The organism is Suttonella ornithocola, from assembly GCF_001889065.1.
Taxonomy (GTDB): Bacteria; Pseudomonadota; Gammaproteobacteria; order Cardiobacteriales; family Cardiobacteriaceae; genus Suttonella_A; species Suttonella_A ornithocola.
The window spans coordinates 1-7,485 of sequence record NZ_LWHB01000162.1; the positions used below are offsets into that span (position 1 = coordinate 1).

Annotated in this window: 9 protein-coding genes; 3 read left to right on the top strand and 6 right to left on the bottom strand. The window is 39.7% G+C overall.

The window, feature by feature from the left end; genetic code table 11:
- Positions 1–845 precede the first annotated feature (845 nt).
- Positions 846–1,175, top strand: a complete 330-nt coding sequence (locus A5N85_RS11510; RefSeq protein ID WP_072577353.1) for a zinc ribbon domain-containing protein YjdM — start codon at positions 846–848, stop codon at positions 1,173–1,175.
- 70 nt (positions 1,176–1,245) lie between these two features.
- Here A5N85_RS11510 and A5N85_RS11515 read toward each other — a convergent pair whose 3' ends face one another.
- The 4 genes from A5N85_RS11515 to pyrE form a co-directional block, all read right to left on the bottom strand.
- Complete coding sequence (locus tag A5N85_RS11515) at positions 1,246–1,611, bottom strand: hypothetical protein (protein ID WP_072577354.1); 366 nt, start codon at positions 1,609–1,611, stop codon at positions 1,246–1,248.
- Positions 1,601–2,863, bottom strand: a complete 1,263-nt coding sequence (rho, locus tag A5N85_RS11520; RefSeq protein ID WP_072577355.1) for a transcription termination factor Rho — start codon at positions 2,861–2,863, stop codon at positions 1,601–1,603. The genes A5N85_RS11515 and rho overlap by 11 nt, the downstream gene beginning before the upstream one ends.
- Before the next feature lie 54 nt (positions 2,864–2,917).
- Positions 2,918–3,244 (bottom strand): thioredoxin, encoded by a 327-nt coding sequence (gene trxA, locus A5N85_RS11525; protein WP_072577356.1) that lies wholly within the window; start codon positions 3,242–3,244, stop codon positions 2,918–2,920.
- A gap of 179 nt (positions 3,245–3,423) precedes the next feature.
- Positions 3,424–4,098 (bottom strand): orotate phosphoribosyltransferase, encoded by a 675-nt coding sequence (gene pyrE, locus A5N85_RS11530; RefSeq protein ID WP_072577357.1) that lies wholly within the window; start codon positions 4,096–4,098, stop codon positions 3,424–3,426.
- A gap of 20 nt (positions 4,099–4,118) precedes the next feature.
- Here pyrE and A5N85_RS11535 point away from each other — a divergent pair, with 20 nt between their 5' ends.
- Complete coding sequence (locus A5N85_RS11535; RefSeq protein ID WP_072577358.1) at positions 4,119–4,892, top strand: exodeoxyribonuclease III; 774 nt, start codon at positions 4,119–4,121, stop codon at positions 4,890–4,892.
- Here A5N85_RS11535 and A5N85_RS11540 read toward each other — a convergent pair.
- On the bottom strand, positions 4,867–6,396 hold the full coding sequence (locus tag A5N85_RS11540) for a PH domain-containing protein (RefSeq protein ID WP_072577359.1): 1,530 nt from the start codon (positions 6,394–6,396) through the stop codon (positions 4,867–4,869). The two genes, A5N85_RS11535 and A5N85_RS11540, sit on opposite strands and share 26 nt — an antisense overlap.
- The gene (locus A5N85_RS11545) at positions 6,371–6,526 is read right to left on the bottom strand and encodes a hypothetical protein (protein WP_084601769.1); all 156 of its coding nucleotides are present in this window, start codon (positions 6,524–6,526) and stop codon (positions 6,371–6,373) included. The genes A5N85_RS11540 and A5N85_RS11545 overlap by 26 nt, the downstream gene beginning before the upstream one ends.
- Before the next feature lie 445 nt (positions 6,527–6,971).
- On the opposite strand from A5N85_RS11545, the gene A5N85_RS11550 reads away from it, so the two are divergent.
- Positions 6,972–7,485, top strand: a 514-nt coding sequence (locus tag A5N85_RS11550) for a hypothetical protein (protein WP_143143271.1), incomplete at its 3' end; no start/stop codon positions are given.

Genomic DNA, 7,485 nt, shown 5'->3' on the forward strand with positions numbered 1-7,485 from the left:
TTGGAAAAATAGTTTGTGGATAACTTTGGGGAATAAAAAATATGAATATAAATCAATAATTCATGTAACTTGTTTATTTTTTAATCATTTATATAAAAATTATTTAAAAACAGCATATTGTATTTTTTATTCACACTTAATCCCCGAATAGATAACTATTTTTGTGTGCAAGTGAAAAAGCAATATTGTGGATATCTTTCAGTAGATAAAAAGTCATTTTTATTCATGGAGATGAAAGTTTGTTCAAAAAATAATCGGCTGTAAAAAATGGTAATGATGAATACAGGTTAGTGTATTTTTCCACATTTTATCCGCATATTCTTAGACAGTATTTGTGTGTAAGCTGAGAGACTGGTGAGGAGGATAATTTCTAGACCATTTAGCCAGGATGAGACCTTTGCAAAAAAATATAAAATATAGAAATTTCAATTTTTCAAATTTTGAAAATATATTAAAATCATAGTGTTAATTTTTCTACTAGTAGCAAAAATTAGTGTAAAAGGGAATTTTGCAAAAGTCTCAGGATGTTAATCAATCATTTTTTGGTGGATAGAGCGCTAGGAATTTCGTTTATCATAGATTTTTTTATGATTTTTCTTTATTCTTTATGTTCTAAATTAGATAAGCTGAATATTTGAGCGCTATAGCCAACTTCCCAAAAAATACATATAACGTTAACGCAATATCCATTTTGAAAACAGTTTGCTATCCCCAAGTACTGTATGTACTTTTTGGAAACCTTACCATAGAAGAGAGTATGTTCTTCTGTTTTATCAGGCATTGCAGCTTATTTTTTGTCGATTTTTTTAATGATTCTCTTCATATAATTAAAGTAAAGGATATTCATGAACGCAATTCTTTGTTCGCAATGTGGCTGTGATTATTGTTATTACGATGGAATACAATTGGTTTGCCCTGAATGTGGTCATGAATGGCAAGAAATCATGGAAGAAGAGGAAGAGGCAAAGGTCCTTGATGCGAATGGAGCGATTTTGCAAGATGGGGATAGTGTGATTTTGATTAAGGCTTTAAAGCTAAAAGGTAGCTCACAAAGTATTAAGCAAGGGACGAAAGTGAAAAATATTCGTCTTGTTCCCGATGGTGATCACAATATTGATTGTAAGATTGATGGCGTGGGGATGATGCTTAAATCTAAGTTTGTAAAGAAAGCTTAAAGAATTTTCTTGAATTTACCGAACGCTAGAAGCATTCAGTACGTTGAATAAATGGTTTGTAGATCATGGGTCAAGATAGGTTAGTTGTTTTGCGTTTTCTTCGTTGAAAGTTATGCAAGATAGTGCCGACTTCTAACAAACTTGCTGCTAAACAAAACCACAGCCCAAAATAAGCATCTCGCCATAGCCAAATGATACCGCCAAAAAGAAGATAAATAGGTGCCATTAAGGCGAGGACTTGATAAGCGCGCGACTCTCTTTTGATTGCTCTTGGCATATAAGCCAAAAGGGGTAATAAGGTAATCAAGAGTCCGATAATAGCTTGTTTCAGCGAAATATCATGTGTAAATAGCGGACTCATGGCGAACCCGCTGATTAGCATGAATAATCCTGTTAAGGTTAATTGATAGCCGATTTTTTGACGTTTATTTGCCATTTTTCATTGAGTCAAAAAATTCTTTATTGGTTTTGGTGTTTTTCATCCGTTCCATTAAGAATTCAATGGCTTGTAGCTCATCCATTGGATGAAGAATTTTCCGTAAAATCCAAGTTTTTTGTAGCACTTCTGGGTCAATCATGAGTTCTTCTCGGCGGGTACCAGACGGATTGATATCAATGGCAGGGAAAATGCGTTTTTCAGCAATGCGTCGGCTGAGATGGATTTCCATATTGCCTGTGCCTTTAAATTCTTCATAGATAACTTCGTCCATTTTAGAACCAGTATCAACAAGAGCAGTGGCAATAATGGTGAGTGAACCAGCTTCTTCGGTATTACGAGCCGCACCAAAAAAGCGTTTTGGACGTTGTAAGGCATTGGCATCAACGCCACCGGTGAGAATTTTTCCTGAAGCGGGGGCGACGGTATTATAAGCTCTCGCTAGTCGAGTGATTGAATCGCAAAGAATAACAACGTCGCGTTTGTGTTCAACTAAACGTTTAGCTTTTTCAATTGCCATTTCAGCGACTTGTACGTGTCTTTGAGCAGGTTCGTCAAAGGTAGAAGATAGAACTTCTCCATTAACGGTACGCTCCATTTCCGTCACTTCTTCTGGACGCTCATCAATCAGTAAAACAATGAGATAACATTCAGGGTGATTGATGTTAATGGATTGCGCAATGTTTTGTAACATTACGGTTTTGCCGGCTTTAGGCGGAGAAACAATCAGTCCACGTTGTCCTTTACCAATAGGCGCAATCATATCAATCATACGTGCAGTGATGTCTTCAGAGCTGCCGTTGCCTAATTCAAGTTTTAGAGGTTCATCGGCATGTAAGGGGGTTAGGTTTTCGAATAGGATTTTGTGTTTAGCTGCTGTTCGGGGGTCGAAATTAATGGTGTCTATTTTGGTGAGGGCAAAGTAGCGTTCGTTATCTTTTGGGGGGCGTAGTTTGCCAGTAACGGTATCGCCTGTGCGTAAATTACAGCGACGAATAATGCCCGGTGAGACGTATAGGTCATCTGGGCTGGCTTGGTAAGAGTTGATTGGCGCGCGTAGAAATCCATAGCCGTCAGGCAAGAGTTCTAATACGCCGTCGCCTTCAATAGTTTCCCCATTTTTGGCTTGTGCTTTTAAAATGGAGAAGATAAGTTCAGGTTTTCTTTTTCGGGCAATATCTTCTAAGCCCATTTCTTCCGCAAGCGCTAAGATAGCTTGCGGCGATTGTTTTTTCAAATCGCTTAAATTCATAGAGAGTCGTTTAGAAGTAAAATAGAACTGCCCGAAAAACTCGGGCAGAAGGGATTAAGAAAGATGTGGTTCAAGGAAGCTCATAATTTGGCTTTTTGAGGCTAATCCAATAACGGTGTCAACGTGTTGTCCGCCTTTAAAAAGCATTAGCGTCGGAATTGAGCGAATGCCATATTGTGCGGCAATATCGTTGTTTTCATCGATATTGACTTTAGCAATAGCAACTTTATCGCCTAGTTCAGCACCAAGCTCTTCAAGAATAGGGGCAATCGCACGACAAGGACCACACCATTCTGCCCAAAAATCTACGATAACAGGCTTGTCTGATGCCAATACTTTTGATTGAAATTCCGCCTCATCGACGGCAAAAGGTTTGCTCATAGTTTAAAACTCCAAAAAGGATGCTTCGATATCTGAGAAGCAGAGAGGACAGCTAGTTAGCTGTTGTAACGTAGCGGGTATCGTCAAAGTGCTGCGCTTATTAGCGCGTTTGTATACATCTTTAACGATAAGCGCTGAGAATTTGTCGCGAGTATAAGCGTGTTCTTGAAAAAATTCAATCATTGTACTGAAATTGATGCGCCATATTGCTCTCTATATTGTTGAATTTTTGTGCTGGCATGCGCTAGTTCTTGATGATGAGAGGCATAGCTAAGTAGGTCATCAAGGTTAATAATGGCTCGAGTAAAGAGATTAGCTTCCTGTGCGATAAGGGAAAGTGCGGATAAGGAAGAATCGCCAACGGTTTCTTGTCGATCAAGTGCTACGATGAGTCCTACTGGGTGAGCTTGTTCGTTTGCCAGTAGGGTTAGTGATTCTCTAACGGCTGTTCCAGCGGTTAGCACATCATCAACGATTAGCACTTTTTTTCCAGTGACTTGGCTGCCAACCATGATTCCTCCTTCGCCATGGTCTTTGGCTTCTTTGCGATTAAATGCCCAAGGTAGATTGATATTGTGTTGCTGATATAAAGCAGTAGCAATGGCTGAAACAAGCGGAATGCCTTTGTAAGCAGGACCAAATAGCGCCTCTATTTGATGTCCTTGTGCGAGTGTTTCTGCGATAACATGAGCATAGCTTTGTGCCATGGTAGAGAGGGATTGTCCGTCACAAAAGGCACCGGCATTAAAGAAGTAAGGACTTGTTCGTCCTGATTTTAAGGTGAATTCCCCAAATTTAAGTGCTTTCATTGCCATTGCGGCATCTAAAAATTGGGTTTGATATACTGATAGCATTTTTTTTATCCTTAATATCTATGTTTAAAATTATTACGTTTAATGCCAACGGCATTCGTGCGGCAGAAAGAAAAGGTTTTTTTCATTGGCTTGCAACGCAAGATGCTGATGCGGTTTGTATTCAAGAAACCAAAGCGCAATTACCTCAGTTAGAAGGCAATGAGGCTTTTTTTCCTTTAGCACATAATTATTATCATGATGCTGAAAAAAAAGGATACAGCGGAACAGCATTGTATCTAAAGCACGCGCCTGATGCGGTAAAAATGGGAATTGGTTGGCCAGAAATTGATAGCGAAGGACGATATTTAGAAGCGCGCTATGGGCGATTGCATCTGATTTCTTTGTATATGCATTCTGGAACAAGCGGTGATCATCGTCAGACGTTAAAAGAAGATTTTATGGCGAAGTTTTTGCCGTATTTAACAGATTTGGTCCAAAGTGGTGCTGAAGTGATTTTATGTGGCGATATCAATATTGCGCATACGGAAAAGGATATCCGTAATTGGAAAGGCAATTTGAAAAATAGCGGATTTTTACCGCATGAGAGACAATGGTTAACGGATTTGTTTGCTGGTGATTATAAGGATGCTTTTCGGTTAGTGAATAATGAGGAGCATCAATATACTTGGTGGAGTCAGCGCGGCAAGGCAAGAATTAATAATGTGGGATGGCGCATTGATTATCAGATTATTAGCAATGGATTAGCAGATAAGGTGATTGATGCAGAAATTTATACGCAAGAAAATTTTTCTGACCACGCGCCATTGATTATGACTTATCAGGATTTATGGTAAGTTTTTCAACTGCTTTTATGGAAGAGTAGTTTTTCAAGGCGGTAAGCAGGTTATCAGCGCTTTCATTTTTGAGATAACGCATTTTCAACGGCGAGGATAGTCGATTGCTTCCCATGGTATCAGCTAAAAGGGTTGCCATGGGGTATCGCCGGTCAAAAGGGTTTTGCTGTTTGTCTACGCAATGGAGATGTTGACAATGCGCAAAATGGTGTTTGCGCCAAAGCCAACCGTCTCGCCAATGAAGATAATGCTTATTATCTATTGCCCAACCTGCAATGGCATAGCGTTTTTTAGCGGCAATGGGATTGATGATTTGAAGGATGAGCCATAGGATGGCGAGATCTAGCAGCTGTTGATTGTCAATAAGGTTTAGAAAATAAAGGATAACTGCGCCAATCATGAGCTGACTTTGTATTAGTAGATATTTGATGGTTAAGCGATGAGGGGCTTTGGGATGTTGCGCATGAACGGGAATAGAGAGTGCTTCGATGTTATTCCAACGCTTGATGAGTTGACAGGTAATTTCGTCGTTGGCGAGTGGGATGAGTTCTCGAATACCGCGTTCGTTGTTATTAGGAAACACTGCGGTATCAATATATAAGCGATAGCGGTTACATAAGCGATAAAGCGGAGGTTGGGTAATGCGCCAAACTTGGATTTTCTCGCGTGGAACATGGCTTTCTATGCGTGTAAGTAATCCACGACGTAAGGTGATGTGGGTAGGACTATCGGTTAGTTCAAATTGGCTGTAGTTGAGAAAAGCAAACAGAATAGTCAGCAGTTTCCCTAATATAAAAGCCGCACAAATAAAAAGAAAAAATGCACCTAACCAGTGTTGTTGGAAGATTTGGAGGAAAAGGGGAATACTGGGTAGTTTTGATGTTAACCATTGAGTGAAGTTATCGCTGTTTAGCGCAAAGGAAAGAATAATGCCCATCAAGACAAAACCATCATTGCGTAATAGCCCAAAATAAAGGAGCTCTCGGCGCGATAAGGGGAGCAGGTTAGCGGTAGTAGGCGCGTTAGTTTCGGGAGTAGGTTTTTCAATGAGGTTTTCAAAAGTTTTTGCTTCTAGGTAGGATAAAACGCGTAGTTCTGCTTCTGCTGTGTTGCCGGTTCCAGCGGTTTCTAATCGGACTTCTGCGACGTTTAGCCAACGATGTAATAGATTGCGCTTGAGGGTTATGTTATGAACTTTATTGAGCGGAATATAGCGTTGTTTCCGATAAAGAATGCCTCGCTTGAGGATAATATCGTCCGAGCGAATCATAAATTGAGTGCTGTAAAAATGCGCAAATAGGTAAAGAAAGATGAGAAAGAAAATACCCGCAATAGCGACTTTCCAAATTGTGGGTAAGCCACGAACGAGGTTGTAATAACCTAGCAGAAAAGGCAATAAGATGGTAAACGTTAGGTCTAAAAGAATAAATAGCCAACTAGAGGCATGAAGTCGGCGAAAATTCTGTGCTTGTAACTGTTCAGCGAGGGGATGTGGTTGAGACATTTGCTATCTGTGGGCTGAAAAATTCGCGAATGGTTTGGGCTTGATGATGAGAGAGTGCCACCATTGAAACAGCTGGAAAAGCTGAACCAGCAGTAAAAATCACCAGATTGGCTAAATTGAACCGGCGCATCAGTGGGGATTGCTGAATATCGATATATTGAACGCGCGCGTGGGATTAAGATTTCATGACGCCACCATACCCCGTAATGATACTGTAGCTCTTCAGCGTTATAGCAAAATCGCGTTTGCTGTTGGCGGCGGTGAAAGTAAAAGATTTGCAAAAGATAAAATGCAATAAATAGTCCGCCAAGCACTGTGATAATAGGGGAAAGAAAAGGAATATTTTCTAAGCCAAGAGAAATTTCAAGTAAGCAAATAATTCCTCTCAATAGCGCTAGAAAAATACAAAGACTGATAATAGTGACTGTTAACCAATAGTAAAATGCCCGGCGCGGTAAGGATTGAAAATTAGTAAGCTTTGATGGCATAGGTTTTATTAAATTTATAAGATACAATAAGTATATAACAAGTCCTTATTTCCATTATCAACGTTTTTACGTTTTCTAAAGTTCATCATGTCTTTTCGTTTTTCTCGTTTATTTCCATTGTTTTGTGTGATTGTTTTATTGTTAGGTGGCTGGGTTGCTTTGCATTTTCAATCAGCTATTGAGTGGCGAGATCAACCGATATTACAACTGACTAAGCGTCAGCAACAAACGCTACAAGCCATTAAACAAGACGTAGTTTTAGACGTTTATATCAGCGGTAACCCTAAATTGGTTCGTGCGGTGCAGAATACGGTTATTCCAATAAAGCAATGGTTACCGCAATTAACGCTAAAAATTATCAATCCAGATACGCATCCGACGTTGGTGCAAAAATATAATATTACGCGTAATGGTCAGCTCTATTTACATATAGGCGATACTGGACAAAAAATAGACACGATTGCGCCTGAAACGATTGTGCAAACATTATTGGATTTAAGCACACATACTGAACGACAAATTATTCATCTACAAGGTAGCGGAGAACGCGCTTTTTTAGCCGATAGTGGTGGCTCTTGGCGTCCATTGTACGAGCAACTGC

Bases quoted from the DNA above. Each gene is read 5' to 3' on its own strand.
- rho (WP_072577355.1), bottom strand. From the start codon at position 2,863: ATGAATTTAAGCGATTTGAAAAAACAATCGCCGCAAGCTATCTTAGCG.
- pyrE (WP_072577357.1), bottom strand. From the start codon at position 4,098: ATGCTATCAGTATATCAAACCCAATTTTTAGATGCCGCAATGGCAATG.
- A5N85_RS11540 (WP_072577359.1), bottom strand. From the start codon at position 6,396: ATGTCTCAACCACATCCCCTCGCTGAACAGTTACAAGCACAGAATTTT.
- trxA (WP_072577356.1), bottom strand. From the start codon at position 3,244: ATGAGCAAACCTTTTGCCGTCGATGAGGCGGAATTTCAATCAAAAGTA.
- A5N85_RS11510 (WP_072577353.1), top strand. From the start codon at position 846: ATGAACGCAATTCTTTGTTCGCAATGTGGCTGTGATTATTGTTATTAC.
- A5N85_RS11515 (WP_072577354.1), bottom strand. From the start codon at position 1,611: ATGGCAAATAAACGTCAAAAAATCGGCTATCAATTAACCTTAACAGGA.
- A5N85_RS11535 (WP_072577358.1), top strand. From the start codon at position 4,119: ATGTTTAAAATTATTACGTTTAATGCCAACGGCATTCGTGCGGCAGAA.
- A5N85_RS11545 (WP_084601769.1), bottom strand. From the start codon at position 6,526: ATGCGCCGGTTCAATTTAGCCAATCTGGTGATTTTTACTGCTGGTTCA.